Below are 22,250 nucleotides of genomic sequence, written 5' to 3'. Positions count from 1 at the left end.
GTCTTTCGAAAATACGTTTGGTTCAACCGGAAAGAGGCAATAAAAGCGCTTGAAATCGGTGTCCGGTTTGTGTTTGGTTTTTGGCGTAAAACCCTACATGTAGGGTTTTTTTCGCGCCGGGGTACAAGATAATGCGTTTCGGAGGGTGTTGCAACGTACTACCTGTGGATAAACCTGTGCGTAAATTGTGTGTGAAAGGTGGAACGAGCGTGTAGGCCGCGACCTAGCTGGAGCGGACTGTTTTTCGCTGATTTTCAGCGATTGAAAACAGTCATTCGGATTTTTAAGGGCGCGAACCCTATCACAAAAAACCGGGTTGTCCGAACGCATTTGCCGGCTTGTGTTCTCGGCGGGCGACGTTTATACAATCGGCCGATGGTTACGCATTCTTATCCTCCCCAATCATTACAAAAAGACGGGCGGATCCTTCCTTATTAGTGTTGTTGGCAAGCAGAGGTCACCGTGGAGCAAGAAGCCTGGCAGGTATTGATAGTGGAAGACGACCAGCGTCTGGCCGAACTGACCCGCGAATACCTGGAGGCCAATGGCCTGCGTGTGTCGATCGAAGGCAACGGCGCCCTGGCGGCCGCGCGCATCATCAAGGAGAAACCGGACCTGGTGATCCTCGACCTGATGCTGCCGGGCGAAGACGGCCTGAGTATTTGCCGCAAGGTCCGCGACAAGTACGACGGGCCGATCCTGATGCTCACCGCGCGTACCGACGACACCGATCAAATCCTCGGCCTCGACCTGGGCGCCGACGACTACGTCTGCAAACCGGTTCGCCCACGCCTGCTGCTGGCCCGCATCCAGGCCTTGTTGCGGCGCAGTGAAGCGCCTGAACCCGTCCCGGAAAAACAGCGGCGCCTGCAATTCGGCCCGCTGGTGGTGGACAACGCCTTGCGTGAAGCCTGGCTGCACGACAACGGCATCGAGCTGACCAGCGCCGAGTTCGACCTGTTGTGGCTGTTGGTGGCCAATGCCGGGCGCATCCTCTCTCGTGAAGAGATTTTCACCGCACTGCGCGGCATCGGCTATGACGGCCAGGACCGCTCCATCGACGTGCGCATTTCGCGCATCCGGCCGAAGATCGGCGATGACCCGGATCATCCGCGCCTGATCAAAACCATCCGCAGCAAGGGCTACCTGTTTGTGCCGGAAGCCTGCGTAGACCCGTCGCTGTGAATTCGATCTTCCTGCGCATCTATGGCGGCATGTGCGCGGCGCTGATTCTGGTGGCGGTGCTCGGCGTGCTGGCGTTGCACATGCTCAACCAGGTGCGCAGCGAGCAATACCGCGAGCGCCTGGCCCATGGCACGTTCTCGCTGATGGCCGACAACCTGCAACCGATGAACGAAACCCAGCGTCACCGCGCCTTGCTGGTGTGGGAACGCCTGCTCGGGATTCCGTTGGCGCTGAAGACCTTCGCCCAGACCGACCTCGACCTGACTCAGCGCACCCGCGTGCTGCGCGGTCAGGCGCTGGTGGAGCAGACCGGTCCGCATGCGGCGAAGGTCTATCGGCTGATCAGCGACAAGGAGCAGTTGGTGCTCACGGGGGAGGTGCAGCAGATCAGCGAGCAACTGGCCCGCGCGACTATTTACCTGCTCGCCGATGAGCTGGTGCGCGTGCCGGTGGCCGAGCAGCCCAAGCGACTGGCGCAGTTGAAAGAAGACAAGGGGTTTGGTTTCGACTTGCGGCTGGTCACGGTCGGCGAAGCGGACATGGACGAAGACCAGAGCCGTCGGGTGGCCGAAGGCGATACGGTAATGGCGCTGGGCAAGGGCGGCGATTCGATCCGGGTGTTTGCCGGCATGGTCGGCACGCCGTGGGTGCTGGAAATCGGTCCGCTGTATCAGATGAATCCTTACCCGCCGGAGTGGCTGGTGCTGATCGCGGCGCTGGGCTTGAGCCTGATCGGGTTGATCGTCTATCTCTTGGTGCGGCAACTGGAGCGTCGTTTGCGCGGGCTCGAAGCGGCCGCCACGCGCATCGCCAAAGGCAGCCTGGAAACCCGCGTGCCGGCGCGCGGTGCCGACTCGGTGGGACGCCTGGCCTCGGCGTTCAACGGCATGGCCGAGCACTTGCAGCAGTTGCTGGCGATCCAGCGTGAACTGGTACGCGCGGTGTCCCACGAATTGCGCACGCCGGTGGCGCGGCTGCGTTTCGGCCTGGAGATGATCGGCTCGGCCACCACGCCGCAGGCGCTGGAGAAGTACCGCGAGGGCATGGATCATGACATTGAAGACCTTGATCGGCTGGTGGACGAGATGCTCACTTACGCGCGGCTGGAACAGGGTTCGCCCGCGCTGAATTTCCAGCGGATCGACCTGGATGCGTTGGTTAATCAAGTGATCGAAGAATTGGCGCCCTTGCGCGCCGACGTCACGGTGCAGCGCGGTCTGTGCCTCTCGGCCGCCGATTGCGATGATGCCTGGGTCGAGGCCGAACCCCGTTACCTGCACCGGGCGATCCAGAACCTGGTGAGCAACGCCATGCGCCATGCCTCATCGCGGGTGACCGTCAGCTATCAGGTCGGGCAGCAGCGTTGTCGGGTGGACATCGAGGATGACGGGCCGGGTGTGCCGGAATCCGCGTGGGAGAAAATATTTACGCCGTTCCTGCGTCTCGATGACAGCCGAACCCGTGCTTCGGGCGGGCATGGGTTGGGGCTGTCGATCGTGCGGCGGATCATCCATTGGCATGACGGGCGAGCGTTGATCAGCAAGAGCAAGAGCCTGGGTGGGGCGTGTTTCAGTTTGAGTTGGCCGCGCAATCAGGAGAAGCGTTGAGAATGGCGGTGAATGATCTGCCGCCATCGCGAGCAGGCTCGCTCCCACAGGGGATTTTCGGTGTGGCATAGATCCAGTGTGGGAGCGAGCCTGCTCGCGATGAGGCCCGAACCGACGCCGTAAATCCTCAGGCCTTGATACTCACCAAACTCAACAACTGCCCATCCTTAACCCCGAACTGCGCATCCAGCTCGGTGCCATGGCGCCATTCACTGGAAAGATCCGTCAACAATCGCAACCGCACCTCACCCGCTTCGGACCACTCCAACACCTCGGCATGCTCGAAGTAGAAGCGCTGCTGAACAATCGGATACAGCGCCTTGAACAGACTCTCCTTCACCGAAAACGTCAGCGTCACCAGCAGCGCCAGTTGATCGCGATGGCCTGCCGCCATGCGTTGTAACTCCGGCGGGGTGAGAATTTCCCCGGCCAGGCGCTCGGCCCGTTCAGGGTTGAGCAGGTTTTCCAGGTCCATTCCCAGGCCGCGCCAGTGGGTTTTCTGCGCGACAATCGCCGCTGCGCGGCCGGTGCTGTGGGTGATCGAGCCGCAGATGTGCGCGGGCCAGACCGGCGCCCGGTCTTCGCCAATGGCCGGGGTAAAATTCAGCCCTTCCAAGCGCTGCAACGCGGCGCGAGCGCAAACCCGGCCGGCGAGAAACTCGGCCTGACGCTTGGCCACCGAACGCTGGATGGTCGCGGGCGGCTCGATGGCGCTGCGCTGAAAGTCATCGGCGGCCAGTTGCGAGGTGTTGAAGTGCGTGCTCAGCAGCACCGTATCGGGCAACACGAACGGCAGCGGCCAATGGGCATCGAGTGGGGTGCAGCAGGCGGGCAGGGCGGGGACGGGATTCATGTCGGGCATTTTGCCGGGTTGCCTTGATGCTGGGTAGTGCAAAGGTTCAGAACCGAGTGCGGCCATTCGCGGGCAAGCCTCGCTCCTACAGGGAACAACGCTAACCTGTAGGAGCGAGGCTTGCCCGCGAAGGCCGCGCCGCGGTCTACCTGCTCAACCAAATATCTTCTTGAAGAATGCCTGCATATCCGCCCACGATTTCTCATCCGCCGCCTTGTTGTAACCAATATCCGGCCCGCCATGATCACCATGGCTCAAGCGATCCGCGTCCGGATTACTGAACCCATGCTTGGCGCCCTCAAGGTTGACGAATTGATAATCGGCCCCGGCCTTGTCCATCTCCGCCTTGAACGCCGCAACGTTTTCCGCCGTCACCATGCTGTCCAGCGCGCCATGCTCCACGAGGATTTTCGCCTTCACGCTGCCCGGTGTTGCAGGTGCTTTGGTTGCCAGCGCCCCGTGGAAACTCACCACACCCGCCAGCGGCAAGCCCTGACGTGCCGCATTCAGCACCACGCTGCCGCCGAAGCAGTAGCCAATCGCAGCAATTTTATCCGGATCGGTTTGCGGCTGTTTCTTCAACAGATCCAGCCCGGCCTGAAACCGCGCACTGGCAGCGGCGCTGTCCTTGATCGCCGCTTGCATGAACGTCATGGCGTCCTTGGGGTGTTCGGTGTTTTTGCCGTCGCCATACATGTCGATGGCCAGGGCGCTGTAGCCCAGGCCGGCGAGGTCACGGGCGCGGCGCTTGGCGTAGTCATTGAGCCCCCACCACTCGTGAACCACCACAACGCCAGGGCGGGGGCCTTTAACCGCGTCGTCGTAAGCGTAATACCCGATCAGCTTGGTGCCGTCGGGGCTTTGATAGGGGATTTCCTGGGTCTTGATGGCCGCCTGGCTGAGCCCGCTCACGGCCAGCAAGAACAGGGCAAGGAATATACGCATGGTCGGATCTCCTGCAAAAAAGTCGTCAACACAGACTAGTCGATCTGGTTCAGCTCGGGTTCAGAGTGCGTTCAGGGGGAGTTCAGGGGCCGGTGCGTAATGTAGCGCCGTACCCAAAGCATCTGCGCATGAGGACATTTTCCTATGACTGGCTTTAAAAACCTGCTGCTGGCATTCACCGTTTTGAGCGCGAGCACCGCGGCGTTCGCTTCCGACGATAATGTCGCCAGCCTTGCTCTTGGGAAGACCGGCGAGCGACCCAAAAAGTCCCTCACCCTGCACAGCATCGGCACGAACGGCGTGGTCAGTCATGACAGTGCCTGGGGCGCGCAGTTGGGCCGCCCGAACCCTCAGGCCGATTACTGCGCTGCTTACGCGAACGTGTCGGTCTTTCACAATGGCATTAAACTCCGTCAGGAGAACCTCATGGGCCGCTATGATCTGTCTTGAAATACGCCGTTGCACCTCTGGAGAGGTTGAATTGCCCGGGAGAGCGTTATGAAATTGCTGGTCGTCGAAGATGAAGCGCTGTTGCGCCATCACCTGCAAACCCGCCTGACGGACAGTGGCCACGTGGTCGAGTCCGTGGCCAACGCCGAGGAGGCGCTGTACCAGACCGAGCAATTCAACCATGACCTGGCGGTGATCGACCTCGGCCTGCCCGGCATGGGCGGGCTCGACCTGATCCGTCAGCTGCGCTCGCGGGGCAAGACCTTCCCGATCCTGATCCTCACCGCGCGCGGCAACTGGCAGGACAAGGTCGAAGGCCTCGCTGCCGGCGCCGACGATTACGTGGTCAAGCCGTTCCAGTTCGAAGAGCTGGATGCGCGCCTGAATGCCTTGCTGCGTCGCTCCAGCGGTTTCACCCAGTCGACCATCGTCGCCGGGCCGCTGCTGCTCGACCTCAATCGCAAGCAGGCGTCCCTCGATGAACAACCGCTGGCGCTGACTGCCTACGAGTACCGGATCCTCGAATACCTGATGCGCCATCACCAGCAAGTGGTGGCCAAGGACCGCTTGATGGAGCAGCTCTACCCGGATGACGACGAGCGCGATCCGAACGTGATCGAAGTGCTGGTCGGCCGCTTGCGCCGCAAACTCGAAGGCCCGGCTGGCTTCAAGCCGATCGACACCGTGCGGGGCCTCGGCTACCTGTTCAATGAGCGCTGCACTTGATTCGTTCGCTTCGTGTCCGTTTGATGCTCGCCGCCACGATCCTGGCGGTGTTGTTCATGCTGGCGTTGCTGCCGGCGATGCAGGGCGCGTTCAGCCTGGCGCTGCAGGATTCCATCGAGCAGCGCCTGGCGTCGGACGTCACCACGCTGATTTCCGCCGCCCGGGTCGAGGGCAACCACTTGCAGATGCCGGCGCAGTTGCCGGACGAGCGTTTCAACCTCACCGACAGCCGTTTGCTCGGCTACATCTATGACCGTGAAGGTCACCTGGTCTGGCGCTCGAAGGGCACTCAGGAAGAGGACATCAACTACAAACCGCGTTACGACGGGCGCGGTAACGAGTTCGCGAGGATCAGCGAAGCCAATGGCCAGGAATTCTTCGTCTATGACGTCGAAGTCAAACTGCTTGGCGGCAAAAGCGCGGCGTTCAGCATCGTCGCGCTGCAACCGGTGCGCGAGTACGAAGACACCCTCGAAGGCCTGCGGGAAAATCTCTATCTGGGTTTCGGCGCCGCTTTGTTGGTGCTGCTGGCGTTGCTGTGGATCGGCCTGACCTGGGGTTTGCAGGCGTTGCGCCGACTCAGTCAGGAGCTCGACGAAATCGAAAGCGGCACCCGCGAAAGCCTCAGCGAACAGCACCCGCGTGAATTGCTGCGCCTGACCGGCTCGCTCAACCGCTTGCTGCACAGCGAGCGCGAACAGCGCAGCCGCTATCGCGATTCTCTCGGCGACCTGGCGCACAGCCTGAAAACCCCGTTGACCGTGCTGCAAGGCGTCAGCGAAGACATGGCGCAACGCCCGGCGGATCGCGATCAGGCCTGGGTGCTGCAAACCCAGATCGAGCGCATGAGCCAGCAGATCAGCTATCAATTGCAGCGCGCCAGCCTGCGCAAAAGCGGCCTGGTGCGCCATCAGGTGCGGTTGCGGCCGGTGCTGCAAAGCCTCTGCGACACGCTGGACAAGGTCTACCGCGACAAACGTGTACGGGTGGCCTTCGATCTGCCGGAGCAATGCTACGTGCCGATCGAGCAGGGCGCCTTGCTGGAAATGATGGGCAACCTGCTGGAAAACGCCTATCGCCTGTGCCTGGGCGAAGTGCGCATCAGCGTGCGCGAGACCTTGAGCGGGGTCGAATTGTGCGTCGAGGACGACGGGCCGGGTGTACCACCGGATCAGCGCGCGCGGATTCTGCAGCGCGGCGAACGGCTGGACCGTCAGCACCCGGGGCAGGGGATCGGGTTGGCGGTGGTCAAGGACATCATCGAGAGTTACAACGCGAAACTGACGCTGGGCGATTCGCCGATGGGCGGCGCGGCGTTCCGGATTCATTTTCCGGTGGTTTGACCGGGAGTTTGAAGGTGCTCAATCGGGCCTCTTCGCGGGCAAGCCTCGCTCCTACGAGGGAAAGCGCTTTCCTGTAGGAGCGAGGCTTGCCCGCGAAGGGGCCGGTGAATTCACCGCAACAATCAATTCTCCTGCGCGCGGTAAGCACCGGGTGTAAGCCCGGTCCATTTCTTGAACGCCCGATGAAACGCCGAAGGCTCGGAAAACCCCAGCTGCTCGGCAATCTGTTGCAACGACAGGTCCGCGCGCCCCAAGTGATAAATCGCAATGTCCCGGCGCAACTGATCCTTCAACTCCTGAAAACTCGAACCCTCTTCGCGCAAATGCCGGCGTAGTGTCTGCGGGCTGATGTGCAGGTGCGCGGCCACCGCTTCCAGGTCCGGCCAGCGCGCACTGTCGCGGCTGAGCAAACGGCGCAACTGGCTGCTAAGGCTGTCGCCGTCATCCGGGCGCGACAACAGGTCGGCGGGGGAGTGTTCGAGGAAATGCTTGAGGGTCCGCTCGTCCTGCAGCAACGGCATGTTCAGGTAGCGACTGTGGAACAGCAGGCTGCTCTGCGCCGCTGAAAACTCCATCGGGCAGGGGAACAGCAACTCGTATTCGGCGCCGTGCTCGGGCCTCGGGTAGCTGAACGTCGCTTGTTCCAGGCGGATGCGCTGGCCGATCAGCCAACTGCCGAGGCGATGCCAGACCATCAACTGGCTCTCGGTGAGGAAATGGTCCGGGTCCTGAAACTGCGAATCGTCCAGGCTCAGGCGGATCATTTCGTTTTCGCGGGTCAGGGTCAGGCGCGGGCCGCCGGGGAACAGGCTATAAAACAACAAGCCGCGATGCAGTGCCTTGTCGAGATTGCGGCAGTGAATCACCGCGTGGCACATCATCGCGAAACTGCCGGTTTTACTCGGGACCGGCCCGAAGCCCAGGTACTCGTCGTCGAGTGCCAGCCACAATCCCTGGATCAAACGGGTGAACTGCTCAGGCGCAATCCGCGCACGCGGTTCTTCCAGCAGCTCGGGGCTGATGCCGAGTTGTTGCAGCAGGTTTGAACAGTCATGACCCAGCCGACGCGCGCCACCGAGGGCGGCGCGGGCGAAATGGCTGGCGATGGTACGTTCGCGCATAGAAGGCAGGTCCGTCTATTGAACGACGGATGGTAGTCGTCGGGCCAGGCAATGGACAAGGCGGATATCCGCCAAATTGCAGGACGAGGTTTGGCGGATGGGCGGAAATCCGCCACTGTTTTGTAGCGCATCCAAGGCACGTTAAACCTGTAACCCCTGATGTCAAAAGGCTCGCAGCGGGTTTTGCAAAAGTGGCACGCCGCTTGCGATACAACGAGCAGATGCCTGCCGTCGTGCAGCTCGAAAAAACAAATCCCTCCAGTGCAGGAGGGTTCGCAATTCAGGTGTCGTGGGCAACAGATGGATGTTGTTAGCGCGCACTCTTGAGGAACTTTGCAATGACGACTCGTCAGCCACTGTACAAATCCCTGTATTTCCAGGTGATCGTTGCCATCGCCATCGGCATCCTGCTTGGTCACTTCTACCCGCAGACCGGTGTGGCCCTCAAGCCGCTGGGTGACGGGTTCATCAAACTGATCAAAATGGTCATCGCGCCAATCATCTTCTGTACGGTCGTCAGCGGTATCGCCGGCATGCAGAACATGAAATCGGTCGGCAAGACCGGCGGTTATGCGCTGCTGTACTTCGAAATCGTTTCCACTATTGCCTTGCTGATCGGTCTGGTCGTGGTCAACGTCGTGCAACCGGGCGCCGGCATGCACATCGACGTAACGACTCTGGACACCAGCAAAATCGCTGGCTTCATCTCGGCCGGTAAAGACCAGAGCATCGTCGCCTTTATCCTCAATGTGATCCCGAACACCATCGTCGGCGCTTTCGCCAACGGCGATATCCTGCAAGTTCTGATGTTCTCGGTGATCTTCGGTTTCGCCCTGCATCGCCTGGGTGCGTACGGCAAGCCGGTCCTGGACTTTATCGATCGCTTCGCCCACGTGATGTTCAACATCATCAACATGATCATGAAGCTCGCGCCTGTCGGTGCCTTCGGTGCCATGGCCTTCACCATTGGTGCTTACGGTGTTGGCTCGCTGGTACAGCTTGGTCAGCTGATGATCTGCTTCTACATCACCTGCATCCTGTTTGTGGTTCTGGTATTGGGCGCCATCTGCCGCGCGCATGGTTTCAGCGTACTCAAGCTGATCCGCTACATCCGTGAAGAACTGCTGATCGTACTGGGCACTTCCTCGTCGGAATCGGCTCTGCCACGCATGCTGATCAAAATGGAACGCCTGGGTGCGGATAAATCGGTAGTGGGTCTGGTGATCCCGACTGGTTACTCCTTCAACCTCGACGGTACTTCGATCTACCTGACCATGGCGGCTGTGTTTATCGCTCAGGCGACTGATACGCCGATGGACCTCACTCACCAGATCACCTTGCTGCTGGTGCTGCTGTTGTCCTCCAAAGGTGCGGCAGGTGTGACCGGTAGTGGTTTCATCGTGCTGGCAGCCACCCTGTCGGCCGTGGGTACTCTGCCAGTAGCCGGCCTGGCGCTGATCCTCGGTATCGACCGCTTCATGTCCGAAGCCCGTGCGCTGACCAACCTCGTTGGTAATGCTGTTGCGACCCTGGTCGTGGCCAAGTGGGTGAAAGAGCTGGACGAAGACAAGCTGCAAGTCGAGCTGGCTTCCGGCGGTCGCGGTATCTCCGATGAACGTGAAGTAGACGACCTGGGTGTGGCCGAAGGCCCAACCCCAAGCAACGTCAAGTAACACGCGTTGTCATGAAAAAACCCGCTTCGCGGGTTTTTTCATGCCTGGAATTTGAGCGTAACGGTCACAGTTGCTGACACATCAGGTGATTGCTGCAACGCGATTGGCTGCCTAGGCTGGAGGCATCGAATACGGAGATCGCTCATGCCCGGCCCATTGGCATCACTCAAGGTTCTGGATTTCTCGACACTGTTGCCGGGGCCGTTCGCCTCGCTGTTATTGGCTGACATGGGCGCCGAGGTCTTGCGCATCGAATCGCCGACCCGCATGGACCTGTTGCGCGTGCTGCCGCCCCATGACCAAGGCGTGTCGGCCAGCCACGCATACCTCAATCGCAACAAGCGCAGCCTGGCGCTGGACCTCAAGCAGCCCGAGGCGCTGGCGGTGATCAAGCAACTGGTGCAGGACTACGACATCGTCCTGGAGCAATTCCGCCCTGGTGTCATGGAACGATTGGGCCTGGGGTATGAAGCGTTGAAAGCCATCAACCCAAAGCTGATCTACGTGTCGATCACTGGATACGGGCAAACCGGCCCCTACAAGGATCGCGCCGGCCACGACATCAATTACCTGGCGTTGGCGGGGCTGGCGAGCTACACCGGCCGCGCCGACAACGGCCCGCTGCCCTTGGGCGTGCAAGTGGCGGATGTCGCCGGCGGTTCGCTGCACGGCGTCATCGGCCTGCTGGCGGCGGTGATCGCCCGGCAACAAAGCGGGTTGGGGCAGCATCTGGATGTGAGCATGACCGACTGCGCATTCAGCCTGAACGCCATGGCCGGGGCCGGGTACCTGGCCTGCGGCGAGGAGCCGGGCCGGGAAGACCAGATGCTCAACGGCGGCAGCTTTTACGACTATTACCGTTCGCGGGATGGCCGCTGGTTATCGGTGGGCAGCCTGGAGCCGCCGTTCATGAAGCAACTGTGCACGGCACTGGGGCTGGAGGAGTTGGCGGCGTTGGGCCTGTCACCTCAGCCTGCCCAGCAAAAGAAGCTAAAGGACGCGCTGCAGACTGAATTCGAGAAACACGACTTTGCCGAATTGTGCGCACTGTTTGCCGAGCTCGATGCGTGCGTCGAGCCGGTGCTGACCTTGGGTGAGGCGATTCGGCATCCGCAGTTGCAGGCACGGGAATTGGTGACCGACGTGCCGCGAGGGGATGGCACGAGCCAGGCGCAGATGGCGTGTCCGTTGAAGTTCTCGGATGGGTTGCCCGAGCATCGGCATATCGGTGCGGCGCTGGGTGAGCATACGGATCAGGTGTTGGGGGAGTTGGGGTTTAGTTCGCTGCGAATTGAAGAATTGCGGCGTGCCAAAGTGATTATGTAGGGTTTTCGATGGCCTCTTCGCGGGCAAGCCTCGCTCCTACAGACGCATCGAGATCACCTGTAGGAGCGAGGCTTGCCCGCGAAGGGGCCCGCCAAAACACCACAAATCCGACTTATTCGACCCGCATCTCCCCACTGAACACCAATGTGCTCCGACACCGCCGACACAAATACCGCCGCCCCTGCCGCACCAGGCTATGGCGCTGCGCCGAAAACGGGAAATCACTGTCGGCACACGGGCATTTGTAGATATAGCGCGTCACGCTGCGGCGCTTGACGTCGTAGGTGTGGCAGCGATTGGGCGGCAGTTCGTACACACCGCGCATGATCAATTGCCACTCTTCGCCGTGGGGCTGGATGCGATCGCCAAACAGCTGATGAGCGATCAGGTGGGCGACTTCATGGGCCACGGTCTGCTTGAGGAAGTCTTCCGTGTTTTCGCGGTACAGCTGCGGATTGAAGCGCAGCAGGTTCTCGTGCAGATGCGCGACACCGGCTTTTTGCCCGCGCAGCTTGAGGCTCACCACGGGGCGTTTGAAGGTTCGTTTGAAAAAGGATTCGGCTTGTTGGTAACAGTCTTCGACGCGGGTATTGAGTTGCTCGGGCATGCTTGATGGATCTCCAGAGACGTCGAGTATGCCGCAACGCTCGGGCCTTGCGAATCGCCAGGGCGCCGAATGGTCGTTACCCCCCCACATTGAAAGGCCGCCTTGCGGCGGCCTGTATTGGCAGATCTTGATTTTGGGTGGAGAGCGTAACTAGTTCGTGTAGACCGGCCCCACGCCGAGTCCCCAGACAATGACAGTGAACGCCATGATCGCCACCAGTACGACTAAACCGACGGCGAGCACCGAACTTGAAAACAGAAATCCCTCGTCAGATGGAATGTTCATGAAAGTTGGAAGCCCCACATACAGCAGGTACACCGTGTAGCAGATGGCCGCCGTCCCGACGATCATCCCCAGCCACATGTGTGGGTACAGTGCCGCAAGGCCGCCTATGAACAGCGGGGTCGCGGTGTAAGTCGCAAACGCAACGCAACGTGCCAGACTCGGGTTGGCGTCATAGGTGCGGGCCATCCAGTGGATGAACGCGCCCATTACGGCAACGCCGCCGAGCATCGCCACGTACGACATGATCGTCATCCATAGCGCGCTTTCCTGCGTCAGCATCACCGGTGCCCGGCTGCCAATTACCCAGCCGACCTGCGTGGTGCCGATAAACGCCGACACGGCGGGGATCGCCGCCAGAATCAGCGTGTGGGTCAGGTACATGTGGCTGATGCTTTCCTCTTGGTCGCCACGGATTTCTTTCCATTCCTGGTCGGGGTGGGTGAAGAGCCCCACTACGTGATGGATCATGCCAGTCACTCCTCTTGTTTTTACCGTCGCCCCCCAGTGGAGCGCCTACAGGCCAAAGTGGCCAAGTAAGTAAAGGTCTGGATATGTGTGCGACCTTATGACGCAGTATAGAAAGGTCTTAACCCCGCAGGTTGTAGGGCGTTAGAGCAAATCGCGCTGTAAACAAGGCTGTTAATCGCCACTAGGACTGTCACAAACAATCCCCTGTGGGAGCGAGACCGGCTTGCCGGCGATGGCGGTGTATCAGGCATGACTGTTTGGACTGACACACCGCCATCGCGAGCAGGCTCGCTCCTACAGGAGATAGGGGGCTCTTCGCCGGAGGCGGGTTTTTGCGTAAAATGCCGGCCTTTCGTCACACCTCACGGATCTCGCGTCATGGGCACTCTCACGGTCAACCAGAACAAACTGCAAAAGCGCCTTCGCCGTCAGGCCGGTGAGGCTGTCGCCGATTTCAACATGATTGAAGACGGCGACAAGGTCATGGTCTGCCTGTCCGGAGGCAAGGACAGCTACACCATGCTCGATGTGCTGATGCATTTGCAGAAGGTCGCGCCGATCAAGTTCGAGATCGTGGCCGTGAACATGGACCAGAAGCAGCCGGGTTTCCCTGAGGACGTGCTGCCGGCGTACCTCAAAACCCTGGGCATCGAATACCACATCGTCGAGAAAGACACGTATTCGGTGGTCAAGGAGCTGATTCCGGAAGGCAAGACCACCTGCTCGCTGTGCTCGCGCCTGCGTCGCGGCACGCTCTACACCTTTGCCGACGAAATCGGCGCGACCAAAATGGCCCTCGGTCACCACCGCGACGACATCGTCGAAACGTTCTTCCTCAATATGTTCTTCAACGGCTCGCTCAAGGCCATGCCGCCGAAGCTGCGCGCCGACGACGGCCGCAACGTGGTGATCCGCCCGTTGGCCTACTGCAACGAAAAAGACATTCAGGCTTACTCGGATCTCAAGCAATTCCCGATCATCCCGTGCAACCTCTGCGGTTCCCAGGAAAACCTGCAACGTCAGGTGGTCAAGGAAATGCTGCAGGAATGGGAGCGCAAGACGCCGGGCCGCACCGAAAGCATTTTCCGCAGCTTGCAGAACGTGATCCCGTCGCAATTGGCGGACCGCAACCTGTTCGACTTCACCAACCTGCGGATCGACGAAACCGCCATGTCGCGGTTCGTTAACGTAGTAAATCTCTAAACACCATCACTGTGGGAGCCAGCCTGCTGGCGATAGCGGTAAGTCAGACGTTGACTGACCCACCGCTATCGCCAGCAGGCTGGCTCCCACATTGGTCTACTCACTGACTCCTCAGGAGAGGGCATGCGCGATTACAAGTGGCTGCACGAATACTGTCTGAACCGCTTCGGTTCCGCAGCCGAACTGGAAGCCCATCTGCCCGTTCCGAAGACTGCCGCGCAATTGCGCGATATCAGCGACGATCGCTACCTCTCGACCATGGCGCTGCGTGTGTTCCGCGCCGGGCTCAAGCACAGCCTGGTGGACGCCAAGTGGCCGGCCTTCGAAGAAGTGTTCTTCAAGTTCGACCCGGAAAAAGTCGTGCTGATGAGCGCCGAACACCTTGAACGCCTGATGCAGGACGCGCGGATCATCCGCCACCTGGGCAAGCTCAAGAGCGTGCCGCGCAATGCGCAGTTCGTGCTGGACGTGGCCCATGAGAAAGGCAGCTTTGGCGAGTTGATCGCCGATTGGCCGGTGACCGATATCGTCGGCTTGTGGACCTACCTGAAAAAACACGGTCATCAATTGGGTGGTTTGTCGGCGCCGCGCTTCCTGCGCATGGTCGGCAAGGATACCTTCGTGCCGAGTTATGACGTGGTGGCGGCGCTGAATGCGCAGAAGATCGTCGACAAAGTGCCAACCAGCCTGCGGGACCTGGCCACGGTGCAGGGCGTGTTCAACCAGTGGCATGAAGAAAGCGGCGGGCGGCCGATGAGCCAGATCTCGATGATGCTGGCGTACACCGTCAATCATTGATATCGAGTGATGCCCTTCGCGGGCAAGCCTCGCTCCTACAGGTTTCTCAGATTCCTGTAGGAGCGAGGCTTGCCCGCGAAGAGGCCCGATCAGGCGACGCTAATCTCGCCCTCGCCAGCCAGTTTGCGATTCAACTGAAACCGCCACCGCACATACAACAGCGCCGAGCAGAACACCGCCAGGCTCGCACCCATCTCCAGCAAACCGAAAAGCTGCCGGTTCGGGTCATACGCCGCCAGTGCGCCCTTGATGAAATACAGGTTCACCACAAAACACATCCACGAATGCCCGCGCGCGCTGCCGACGATCATCCCCGGCGCCAGCAACAGCAGCGGCACCAGTTCGATCAGCAGAATCACCCACGGCCGCGCGCCATGCAGGTCGGCGACCACCAGGTAATAAGCGCAGAGCAATCCCACCAGGCCGAAGTAGCACAGCAGACTGATGACGCGCATCGCCCGAACCCGTGGTTCGAGCCATTCAATGGAAGGCAGGATCTTCGGCTTTTTCGCCATCTCAGCTCACCAACTTTTGTGCGGTCTTCGCCAGGCGCAGACCCAAGGCCCGGCACAGCGCCACTTCATGTTCATTCAAGCCGCTTTTGCCGTCGGCGCCGGCGTGATGACTGGCGCCATAAGGCGTGCCGCCGCCACGGGTTTCCAGCAACGCGGACTCGCTGTACGGCAGGCCGGTGATCAGCATGCCGTGGTGCAGCAGCGGCAACATCATCGACAGCAGCGTGGTTTCCTGACCGCCGTGCAGGCTCGCGGTGGAGGTGAACACGCCGGCCGGTTTGCCGACGAGGGCGCCGGTCAGCCACAGGTTGCTGGTGCCGTCGAGGAAGTATTTGAGCGGTGCGGCCATGTTGCCGAAACGCGTCGGGCTGCCGAGTGCCAGGCCTGCGCAGTTCTTCAGGTCGTCGAGGCTGGCGTACAGCGCGCCTTCGTCCGGAATGTCCGGCGACACTGCTTCGCACTCGGTGGAAATCGCCGGCACGGTGCGCAGGCGCGCTTCCATCCCGGACTGCTCGACACCACGGGCGATCTGCCGCGCCATTTCATTGGTCGAACCGCTGCGGCTGTAATACAGAACCAGAATGTACGGCGCGCTCACGGCAGCAACTCCAGCACGTTCTCCGGCGGACGGCCGATGACGGCTTTGTCGCCGACTTCGAGAATCGGTCGCTCCATCAGTTTCGGGTGCGCAGCGATGGCAGCAATTAATTGCGCCTCGCTCAGGCTCGCGTCGGCGAGGTTGAGGGTCTTGTACTCGTCCTCACCGGTGCGCAGCAATTGCCGGGCGCCGAGGCCGAGCTTTTTCAGCAGGCTCTGCAATTGCGCGGCGTCCAGCGGGGTCTCGAGGTAGCGCACCACGGTCGGCGTCAGGCCACGGGCTTCGAGCAGTTCGAGCGCACCGCGGGATTTCGAGCAGCGCGGGTTGTGATAAAGCGTCAGATCGGTCATGTGCGGGTCGCATCTTGCGTAAGGTGACGGCTATTCTAACTGTGCAGCGCGTAATCCAGAACCTTGGGAGGCGATGGGTCGCAGGCGCATTCAATTTTGAACAAGGATCACGACATGACAAGGCGATTGGCAGCGGCATTGGCGATCATCGGTGCGCTGATGTTGGGGGGCTGCGGCAATGACTATGGCATCGATCAGAACGGCCAAAAAGTCGCCGCCGAACGTCTGGACAAACAATGGCTGGTGCTTAATTACTGGGCCGAATGGTGCGGCCCGTGCCGGACCGAGATCCCGGAATTGAACGGGCTGGCCGAGCAGTTGAAGGACAAGAAGATCGGTGTGTTCGGGGTCAACTTCGACAATGTGCAGGGCGAAGAGCTGAAAAGCGCCAGCGAGAAACTGGGGATCAGGTTCACTGTATTGGCTTCGGATCCGGCAGAGTTGTTTGAACTGCCGCGCAGCGAGGCGTTGCCGGTGACGTACATCATCGATAACAAGGGCAAGGTGCGGGAACAGTTGATGGGCGAGCAGACAGCGGCGGGGGTGATGGCAAAGCTTGAGGCGCTACAGGCTAAAAACTGAACGCAATACTTTGTAGGAGCCGGCTTGCCGGCGATAGCGGAGTGTCAGACACCATCAATGTTTATGGATCCACCGCCATCGCCGGCAAGCCGGCTCCTACAGGGGAACGTGCATCAGGCGGAATCAATGGTGAATGACCCGCCGTTATCGCCGGCAAGGCTTAGCCTTCTTCAAGCCACCAACGCAGCGGCTTGCCTTCGGCCGGCCAGAAGCGCATCTGGTCGATTGGCGAAACATCCCAGCGCTGCACGTTTTCCAGGGCCTGGAGGAAGCGCTTTTCCTGTTCCATCAACGCCGGCGCGCACAGTTTGCGCGTGCTGCCGACCTTGCCGAAACTCAGCTTGTCGTCTTCGAGCGTATACGCTGCGAACCAGTGGTTGCAGCCGCCATTGCCATAGGCCCGGCCATCTTCGCCGAGGGTGACGGTCAGGTGGCTGTAATCCATCAGCGGGCGTTCGCCGATCCATTCCAGAATGTAGCTGCGGTTCTGCTGCAATTTTACCGGCTCGGCGGCACAGCCCAGCAGGCTGGCGCCGACCATTGCGGTCAGAGCAAGGCGTTTCATCACGCAGGCTCCTGGCATTTCGGGCACAGGTGCTTCTCACCGACGGCGGTCCAGCCCAACTCGGCGATCCGCGCGGTGGCGGCAGGCTTTTCAGCCTTGTTACCCAGTTTGGCGTCGACCGCGAACTCGAAGCTCAGCTCTTTGGCGCAGCTGTCGCAGTTGACTTTCCAGGTGTGGATCGCCAGTTCACCGAACACCGGACCACTGGCCACCGCGACCCATTGACCGGGCGGGTTGATCAAATGGCGAACCGTTTCGACGGTCAGGCGCATGGACAAGTCCTTGGCACCTTTTAGGGTCACGACCAGCACGTCATTGTTGCGAATCGAGCCGCCGTTGCCGGTGACTTGATAACGCCCCGGCACGAGGGCGCGGCATTCGGTGAGGGTGTGTTGCGGGTTCATCAGGCTATAGCGGAAATCGTGTTCGACCATGGGTCCTCCAAATATGCGCGGTATGCTAGCACGGGCCTGCACGCAGCATTGCGCAAGCAGATGACCTTCGATCAGGTTCAAATGACCTGCCGACTCATGGCAAACTGCCGCTTTTGCATTTCTAAGGAACGGACATGGCGTTAATCGAATGTTTTGAGTGCAAGCAACGCATCAGTTCAACGGCGCCTGCTTGTGTTCATTGCGGTGCGCCGACAACGGCGCAAGGGGCAACGTCGAAGGCGCCACTGTCTTTCGGACGTTTACCGCAAGACGAGAGCGTGGCCAAGGTTTCGCCGGCCGCGTTCGGGCGTAAACGCAAAGCCGACGTCGAGGCCGCGGTTCCCGCACCGACGCTCAACGGTTCGCGTCCGGTGGAGCTTTGGCTGAAACTGATGATTTTCTTTCTGCCACCGTTTTTTGTCTGGTTCCTGCTGCGTCCCGGGCATTCAACAGGCCAACGCTTGCTCGGTTTTGGCTGGCTGGCCTTGATGATCCTGTTGTCCAAGATCTGATCCGCTCAGCCCTCGACCTGATTTTGCGGCGTGCCTGCCGCCCAGGCTGCAATGTTCTGCAACGTCGTCGCGGCAATTGCACCCAGGGCTTCACGGGTCAGGAAGGCCTGATGCGCGGTGACGATCACGTTCGGGAAGGTCAGCAGGCGCGCCAGCACATCGTCCTGCAGCGGCAGGTCGGAACGGTCCTCGAAGAACAGCTGCGCCTCTTCTTCATACACATCCAGCCCCAGATAACCGAGTTGGCCGTCCTTCAGCGCGTCGATCAGCGCCGGCGTGTCCACCAGACCACCGCGACCGGTATTGATCAGCATGGCGCCGGCTTGCATGTGCGCCAGTGACTCGCGGTTGATCAGGTGTTTGCTCTGCTCATTGAGCGGGCAGTGCAGGCTGATGATCTGCGACTCGGCCAGCAGCTCGGGCAAACTCAAATAACGTGCGCCGAGGGCTTCGACCTGTGAATTGGGGTAAGGATCATAGGCCAGTAGCCGGCAGCCGAAACCGTTCATGATTTTCGCGAAGGTCGCGCCGATTTGCCCGGTGCCGACCACGCCGACCGTTTTGCCCACCAGGTCGAACCCCGTCAGCCCGTGGAGGCTGAAATCCCCTTCGCGGGTGCGGTTGTAGGCACGGTGCAAACGACGGTTGAGCGCCAGGATCAGCGCCACCGCGTGTTCGGCCACCGCGTGGGGCGAGTAGGCCGGAACCCTCACGATCGACAACCCCAGGCGCTTCGCCACCGCCAGGTCGACATGGTTGTAGCCGGCCGAACGCAGGGCAATCAGGCGTGTGCCGCCCGCTGCAAGGCGTTCGAGCACCGGGGCGCTGAGGTCGTCATTGATAAAGGCACAGACCACTTCGTGATGTTCCGCCAGCGCTGCCGTGTCGAGGCTGAGTCGCGCCGATTGAAAGTGCAGCTCGATGCCGGCAGGGAGGTCGGCGCCGAGAAAACTGTCGCGGTCGTAGGTCTGGCTGCTGAAAAGAATCGTACGCATGGCGTCCTCCTGGAAAAAACACGCGGTAAGCCTGTTGCCGAAAACTTCAGGCCTGCCGGATACCTTGTAGGAGCATGGCTTGCCAGCGAAGGCGCCCTCCAGAATGAAGAAGGGTTTGAGGGCCCCTTCGCTGGCAAGCCATGCTCCTACAAGGGATTGCGGTGAGCTTACGCCCGTGGCAATCAAACGGATTGCGTTGTATCAAGCATTGATACGGGCATGCGCCGCGAGGCGATTGATGGCCCGGTCGAGGTCTTCCAATGCACCCGGAGCCTTCGGGTCCTGTTGCTTGAGCAGGGTTTCGCTGCGCTGGCAGGCAGCGCGCAGCTGCGGCACGCCGCAATAACGGGTGGCGCCGTGCAGGCGGTGCACGCGTTCGATCAACGCGTTGTGATCGTTGGTTTCCCGGGCGAAGCGGATGGCTTCGCGGTCGGCTTCCAGCGATGCCAGCAACATCGCCAGCATGTCCGCCGCCAGATCCGCCTTGCCCGCCGCCAGCCGCAACCCTTCTTCGTGATCCAGCACTTGCAGCTCGTGGCTGCCGCCGTGACTGTCACTGGAACGCTCGGGCCCCTGATTGCGCAGCGCCAGGCCGGTCCACTTCAACACCACCTGAGCCAATTGCCGCTCGCTGATCGGTTTGGTCAGGTAATCATCCATGCCACTTTGCAGCAGCGCGCGTTTTTCGTTGGCCATGGCGTGGGCGGTGAGGGCTACGATCGGCAGCGGCGTGCAATGCCGTTCGCTTTCCCACTGGCGAATGGTTTCGGTGCTCTGACGACCATCCATGCCAGGCATCTGCACGTCCATCAACACCAGATCGAAGGTCTCGGTCTGCACCGCTTTGACGGCGGCATAGCCGCTTTCCACTGCAAGCACCTTGGCGCCAAGGTCTTCGAGCAGGGTTTGCACCAGCAACAGATTGGCCGGGTTGTCATCGACGCAGAGCACCTTCGGCGCGCGGCTGGACACCGGCTCGCCGGGATCGCTACGTTGCTGGCGCGGATTGACCAGATCGGACAAAGCCCGGCGCAACTTGCGCGTGCAGGCCGGTTTGGCCTGGAGCTGGCTGTGTGGGTTCGGCACCGAGAGGTGGAACAGTGTCTGTTCGGTGGTCGGGCACAGCACCAGCACTTTGCAGCCGAGGTGCTCAAGGTCCCAGATATGCTGGTTGAGGCGCTCCGGCGGCATGTCGTTGCTGGTGATGCCGAGCACGGCGAGGTCGATCGCCAGATCGGTCTGGTGTGCGCCGGTCACGCCATTGGTCAGGCTTTCCAGGGTATTGAACGGGGTGACTTCCAGGCCACAGTCTTCCAGTTGATGCTGCAACGCCTGACGGGCCAGTTCGTGGTTCTCCAGTACGGCGACGCGGCGTCCGAGCAGCGGCGGAGCGGGCAGGTCTTCGGCGTCGTCGCGGGTTTTCGGCAGGCTCAGGCTGATCCAGAATTCCGAGCCTTCGCCCGGCGTGCTGTCGACACCGATCTCGCCGCCCATCTGTTCGATCAGGCGCTTGGAAATCACCAGCCCCAGGCCGGTGCCGCCAGGTTGCCGGGACAGCGAGTTGTCGGCCTGGCTGAAGGCCTGGAACAGCGCGCGCACGTCCTCGTTCGACAGGCCGATGCCGGTGTCCTGAATACTGATGCGCAGTTGCACGCTGTCTTCATGCTCGTCTTCGAGCATGGCGCGGGCAACGATGGTGCCTTCGCGGGTGAACTTGATCGCGTTGCTTACGAGGTTGGTGAGGATCTGCTTCAGGCGCAGCGGATCGCCGACCAGCGACAGTGGCGTGTCGCGATAGACCAGGCTCACCAGTTCCAGTTGTTTGGCGTGGGCGGCCGGGGCGAGGATGGTCAGGGTGTCTTGAAGCAAATCGCGCAGGTTGAACGGAATGTGGTCGAGCACCAGTTTGCCGGCCTCGATTTTCGAGAAGTCGAGGATCTCGTTGATGATCCCCAGCAGGCTGTCGGCGGATTTTTCGATGGTGCCCAGGTAGTCGAGCTGACGCGGGGTCAACTCGCTTTTTTGCAGCAGATGGGTGAAACCGAGAATGCCGTTGAGCGGCGTGCGGATTTCATGGCTCATGTTGGCGAGGAATTCGGATTTTATCCGGCTCGCCTCCAGGGCTTCCTTGCGCGCCAGGTCCAGCTCGATGTTCTGGATTTCGATGGTTTCCAGGTTCTGGCGCACGTCTTCGGTGGCCTGATCGATGCTGTGCTGCAATTCTTCCTGGGCGTTCTGCAGGGTGCCGGCCATGCGGTTGATGCCGGACGCCAGTTCATCGAGCTCCTGACTGCCGAGCGGTGGCAGGCGGGTTTCCAGGTGACCGTCCTTGAGTTGCGCCACCGCTTGCTTGATCTGGCTCAGCGGCCGATTGATCGTACGGCCCATGCGCAATGCCAGCAGCGCCGCACCGGCGAGGCCCGCGCCGATCAACAGCAGGCTGGCGAACAGGCTGCGATAACCGCGCAGCAGCATGCCGTTGTGGGACAGTTCGAGTTCGACCCAACCCAGCAGGCGGTCAGATTCCTCGGGTATCAGGTCACCGGCCAGGTTGCGGTGCTTGCCGAACACCGGCAGCAGGTAACGCGTCGCATCGTTGCCGCTGCGGCGCAGCATTTGCGAGCCATTGCCCAGCGGCGCCGGATTGAGCATGGTCGGGCCAGCATGCGCCAGCGACGAGCGGTCCGGGGCGAGGAGCGTCACCGCGCGCACATCGGGCGTTTCCAGCGCTTGGGTGGCGATGCGCTCCAGCAGTTCGGTGTCCTTGTGGCTCATGGCCGGCGCGACAAGGGGCGCGAGCTGTTCGGCGATCATCTCGCCACGCTGCATGAGTTGGGTTTGCAGGTCGGATTGCTGCATCCAGGTGAAATAGCCGCCCAGCACCAAAGCCATCAGGCTGGTCGGAAGCAAGGTCAGCAACAGCACGCGGCCTTTTATTCCCAGTTTCTTGAGCACGCCTCTCTCCTGCATCCAGCCATTTAAGAACCTGCGCGTACATCCGGTACACGCCACTTGCGCAGTGTAGCGATTTGCTTGCGGGCAATCCTCGTAAAATTGATGACGTCATTCGTCGGGCAGTCCAGCGCTTTTGCGTGGCTGGCAAACCTTG

The 22,250-nt window shown here is 60.9% G+C and carries 23 protein-coding genes; 11 read left to right on the top strand and 12 right to left on the bottom strand.

Annotation, left to right across the window (positions count from 1 at the left end):
• Positions 1-462: 462 nt before the first annotated feature.
• The gene (locus tag IB246_RS11120; protein WP_008041764.1) at positions 463-1,185 is read left to right on the top strand and encodes a response regulator; all 723 of its coding nucleotides are present in this window, start codon (positions 463-465) and stop codon (positions 1,183-1,185) included.
• The gene (locus IB246_RS11115) at positions 1,182-2,792 is read left to right on the top strand and encodes an ATP-binding protein (RefSeq protein WP_008041763.1); all 1,611 of its coding nucleotides are present in this window, start codon (positions 1,182-1,184) and stop codon (positions 2,790-2,792) included. Before IB246_RS11120 ends, IB246_RS11115 begins: the two co-directional genes overlap by 4 nt.
• Positions 2,793-2,919: 127 nt before the next feature.
• Here IB246_RS11115 and IB246_RS11110 read toward each other — a convergent pair whose 3' ends face one another.
• Together IB246_RS11110 and IB246_RS11105 are read right to left on the bottom strand one after the other, a co-directional pair.
• Complete coding sequence (locus tag IB246_RS11110; protein ID WP_202949196.1) at positions 2,920-3,645, bottom strand: 4'-phosphopantetheinyl transferase family protein; 726 nt, start codon at positions 3,643-3,645, stop codon at positions 2,920-2,922.
• A 153-nt stretch (positions 3,646-3,798) separates the two neighbouring features.
• Positions 3,799-4,590, bottom strand: a complete 792-nt coding sequence (locus tag IB246_RS11105; protein ID WP_008041756.1) for a dienelactone hydrolase family protein — start codon at positions 4,588-4,590, stop codon at positions 3,799-3,801.
• Positions 4,591-4,734: 144 nt separating this feature from the next.
• Here IB246_RS11105 and IB246_RS11100 point away from each other — a divergent pair, with 144 nt between their 5' ends.
• Genes IB246_RS11100 through IB246_RS11090 form a run of 3 tightly spaced genes read left to right on the top strand, consistent with a single transcriptional unit; the run spans position 4,735 to position 7,109 of the window.
• Complete coding sequence (locus IB246_RS11100; RefSeq protein WP_008029361.1) at positions 4,735-5,040, top strand: hypothetical protein; 306 nt, start codon at positions 4,735-4,737, stop codon at positions 5,038-5,040.
• 48 nt (positions 5,041-5,088) lie between these two features.
• Positions 5,089-5,766, top strand: coding sequence for a response regulator (locus IB246_RS11095; protein ID WP_008029360.1), 678 nt, complete (start codon positions 5,089-5,091; stop codon positions 5,764-5,766).
• Positions 5,763-7,109 carry an ATP-binding protein gene (locus tag IB246_RS11090; protein ID WP_008041754.1) on the top strand — a complete coding sequence of 449 codons (1,347 nt, stop codon included), beginning with the start codon at positions 5,763-5,765 and terminating at the stop codon, positions 7,107-7,109. Before IB246_RS11095 ends, IB246_RS11090 begins: the two co-directional genes overlap by 4 nt.
• Before the next feature lie 122 nt (positions 7,110-7,231).
• Here IB246_RS11090 and IB246_RS11085 read toward each other — a convergent pair whose 3' ends face one another.
• A complete protein-coding gene (locus tag IB246_RS11085) occupies positions 7,232-8,230 on the bottom strand; it encodes an AraC family transcriptional regulator (RefSeq protein ID WP_008041753.1) in 999 nt (332 codons plus the stop codon).
• A 338-nt stretch (positions 8,231-8,568) separates the two neighbouring features.
• On the opposite strand from IB246_RS11085, the gene IB246_RS11080 reads away from it, so the two are divergent.
• Both IB246_RS11080 and IB246_RS11075 read left to right on the top strand, forming a co-directional pair.
• Complete coding sequence (locus tag IB246_RS11080) at positions 8,569-9,903, top strand: dicarboxylate/amino acid:cation symporter (RefSeq protein WP_008029353.1); 1,335 nt, start codon at positions 8,569-8,571, stop codon at positions 9,901-9,903.
• 144 nt (positions 9,904-10,047) lie between these two features.
• Positions 10,048-11,229, top strand: a complete 1,182-nt coding sequence (locus tag IB246_RS11075) for a CaiB/BaiF CoA transferase family protein (RefSeq protein WP_008041751.1) — start codon at positions 10,048-10,050, stop codon at positions 11,227-11,229.
• Positions 11,230-11,341: 112 nt separating this feature from the next.
• Here IB246_RS11075 and IB246_RS11070 read toward each other — a convergent pair whose 3' ends face one another.
• Together IB246_RS11070 and IB246_RS11065 are read right to left on the bottom strand one after the other, a co-directional pair.
• Entirely contained in the window at positions 11,342-11,836 is a 495-nt protein-coding gene (locus IB246_RS11070) for a SprT family zinc-dependent metalloprotease (protein ID WP_008029350.1), read from the bottom strand.
• A gap of 150 nt (positions 11,837-11,986) precedes the next feature.
• Positions 11,987-12,589, bottom strand: a complete 603-nt coding sequence (locus IB246_RS11065; protein ID WP_008029348.1) for a Yip1 family protein — start codon at positions 12,587-12,589, stop codon at positions 11,987-11,989.
• A 378-nt stretch (positions 12,590-12,967) separates the two neighbouring features.
• On the opposite strand from IB246_RS11065, the gene ttcA reads away from it, so the two are divergent.
• Both ttcA and IB246_RS11055 read left to right on the top strand, forming a co-directional pair.
• A complete protein-coding gene (ttcA, locus tag IB246_RS11060; RefSeq protein WP_008029346.1) occupies positions 12,968-13,792 on the top strand; it encodes a tRNA 2-thiocytidine(32) synthetase TtcA in 825 nt (274 codons plus the stop codon).
• A gap of 123 nt (positions 13,793-13,915) precedes the next feature.
• Positions 13,916-14,590 carry a DNA-3-methyladenine glycosylase I gene (locus tag IB246_RS11055; protein ID WP_008041646.1) on the top strand — a complete coding sequence of 225 codons (675 nt, stop codon included), beginning with the start codon at positions 13,916-13,918 and terminating at the stop codon, positions 14,588-14,590.
• A gap of 89 nt (positions 14,591-14,679) precedes the next feature.
• On the opposite strand, the gene IB246_RS11050 is transcribed toward IB246_RS11055, so the two are convergent.
• From IB246_RS11050 to arsC, 3 genes are read right to left on the bottom strand one after another with little or no spacing between them, the layout of a single operon-like run.
• Positions 14,680-15,105 carry a DUF2069 domain-containing protein gene (locus tag IB246_RS11050; RefSeq protein WP_008029342.1) on the bottom strand — a complete coding sequence of 142 codons (426 nt, stop codon included), beginning with the start codon at positions 15,103-15,105 and terminating at the stop codon, positions 14,680-14,682.
• Between the two features lies 1 nt (position 15,106).
• Positions 15,107-15,703: an NAD(P)H:quinone oxidoreductase gene (wrbA, locus tag IB246_RS11045; protein ID WP_008011647.1), complete on the bottom strand. Its 597-nt coding sequence runs from the start codon at positions 15,701-15,703 to the stop codon at positions 15,107-15,109.
• Positions 15,700-16,053: an arsenate reductase (glutaredoxin) gene (gene arsC, locus IB246_RS11040; RefSeq protein ID WP_008029340.1), complete on the bottom strand. Its 354-nt coding sequence runs from the start codon at positions 16,051-16,053 to the stop codon at positions 15,700-15,702. The genes wrbA and arsC overlap by 4 nt, the downstream gene beginning before the upstream one ends.
• 114 nt (positions 16,054-16,167) lie before the next feature.
• Between arsC and IB246_RS11035 the strand changes: the two genes are divergently transcribed.
• Entirely contained in the window at positions 16,168-16,635 is a 468-nt protein-coding gene (locus tag IB246_RS11035; protein WP_008041644.1) for a TlpA disulfide reductase family protein, read from the top strand.
• 160 nt (positions 16,636-16,795) lie between these two features.
• On the opposite strand, the gene IB246_RS11030 is transcribed toward IB246_RS11035, so the two are convergent.
• On the bottom strand, positions 16,796-17,200 hold the full coding sequence (locus IB246_RS11030; RefSeq protein ID WP_008041642.1) for an META domain-containing protein: 405 nt from the start codon (positions 17,198-17,200) through the stop codon (positions 16,796-16,798).
• Positions 17,200-17,634, bottom strand: coding sequence for a hypothetical protein (locus IB246_RS11025; protein ID WP_008041640.1), 435 nt, complete (start codon positions 17,632-17,634; stop codon positions 17,200-17,202). Before IB246_RS11025 ends, IB246_RS11030 begins: the two co-directional genes overlap by 1 nt.
• Before the next feature lie 134 nt (positions 17,635-17,768).
• On the opposite strand from IB246_RS11025, the gene IB246_RS11020 reads away from it, so the two are divergent.
• Positions 17,769-18,146, top strand: a complete 378-nt coding sequence (locus IB246_RS11020; RefSeq protein ID WP_008041639.1) for a hypothetical protein — start codon at positions 17,769-17,771, stop codon at positions 18,144-18,146.
• Between the two features lie 5 nt (positions 18,147-18,151).
• On the opposite strand, the gene IB246_RS11015 is transcribed toward IB246_RS11020, so the two are convergent.
• On the bottom strand, positions 18,152-19,141 hold the full coding sequence (locus tag IB246_RS11015; RefSeq protein WP_008041638.1) for a 2-hydroxyacid dehydrogenase: 990 nt from the start codon (positions 19,139-19,141) through the stop codon (positions 18,152-18,154).
• A 201-nt stretch (positions 19,142-19,342) separates the two neighbouring features.
• The gene (locus tag IB246_RS11010; RefSeq protein WP_008029326.1) at positions 19,343-22,096 is read right to left on the bottom strand and encodes a response regulator; all 2,754 of its coding nucleotides are present in this window, start codon (positions 22,094-22,096) and stop codon (positions 19,343-19,345) included.
• Between the last annotated feature and the right edge of the window lie 154 nt (positions 22,097-22,250).

The organism is Pseudomonas sp. PDM01, assembly GCF_014852325.1.
In the GTDB taxonomy this organism is placed as follows: Bacteria; Pseudomonadota; Gammaproteobacteria; order Pseudomonadales; family Pseudomonadaceae; genus Aquipseudomonas; species Aquipseudomonas migulae.
This window is presented reverse-complemented; position numbering and strand designations above follow the sequence as displayed.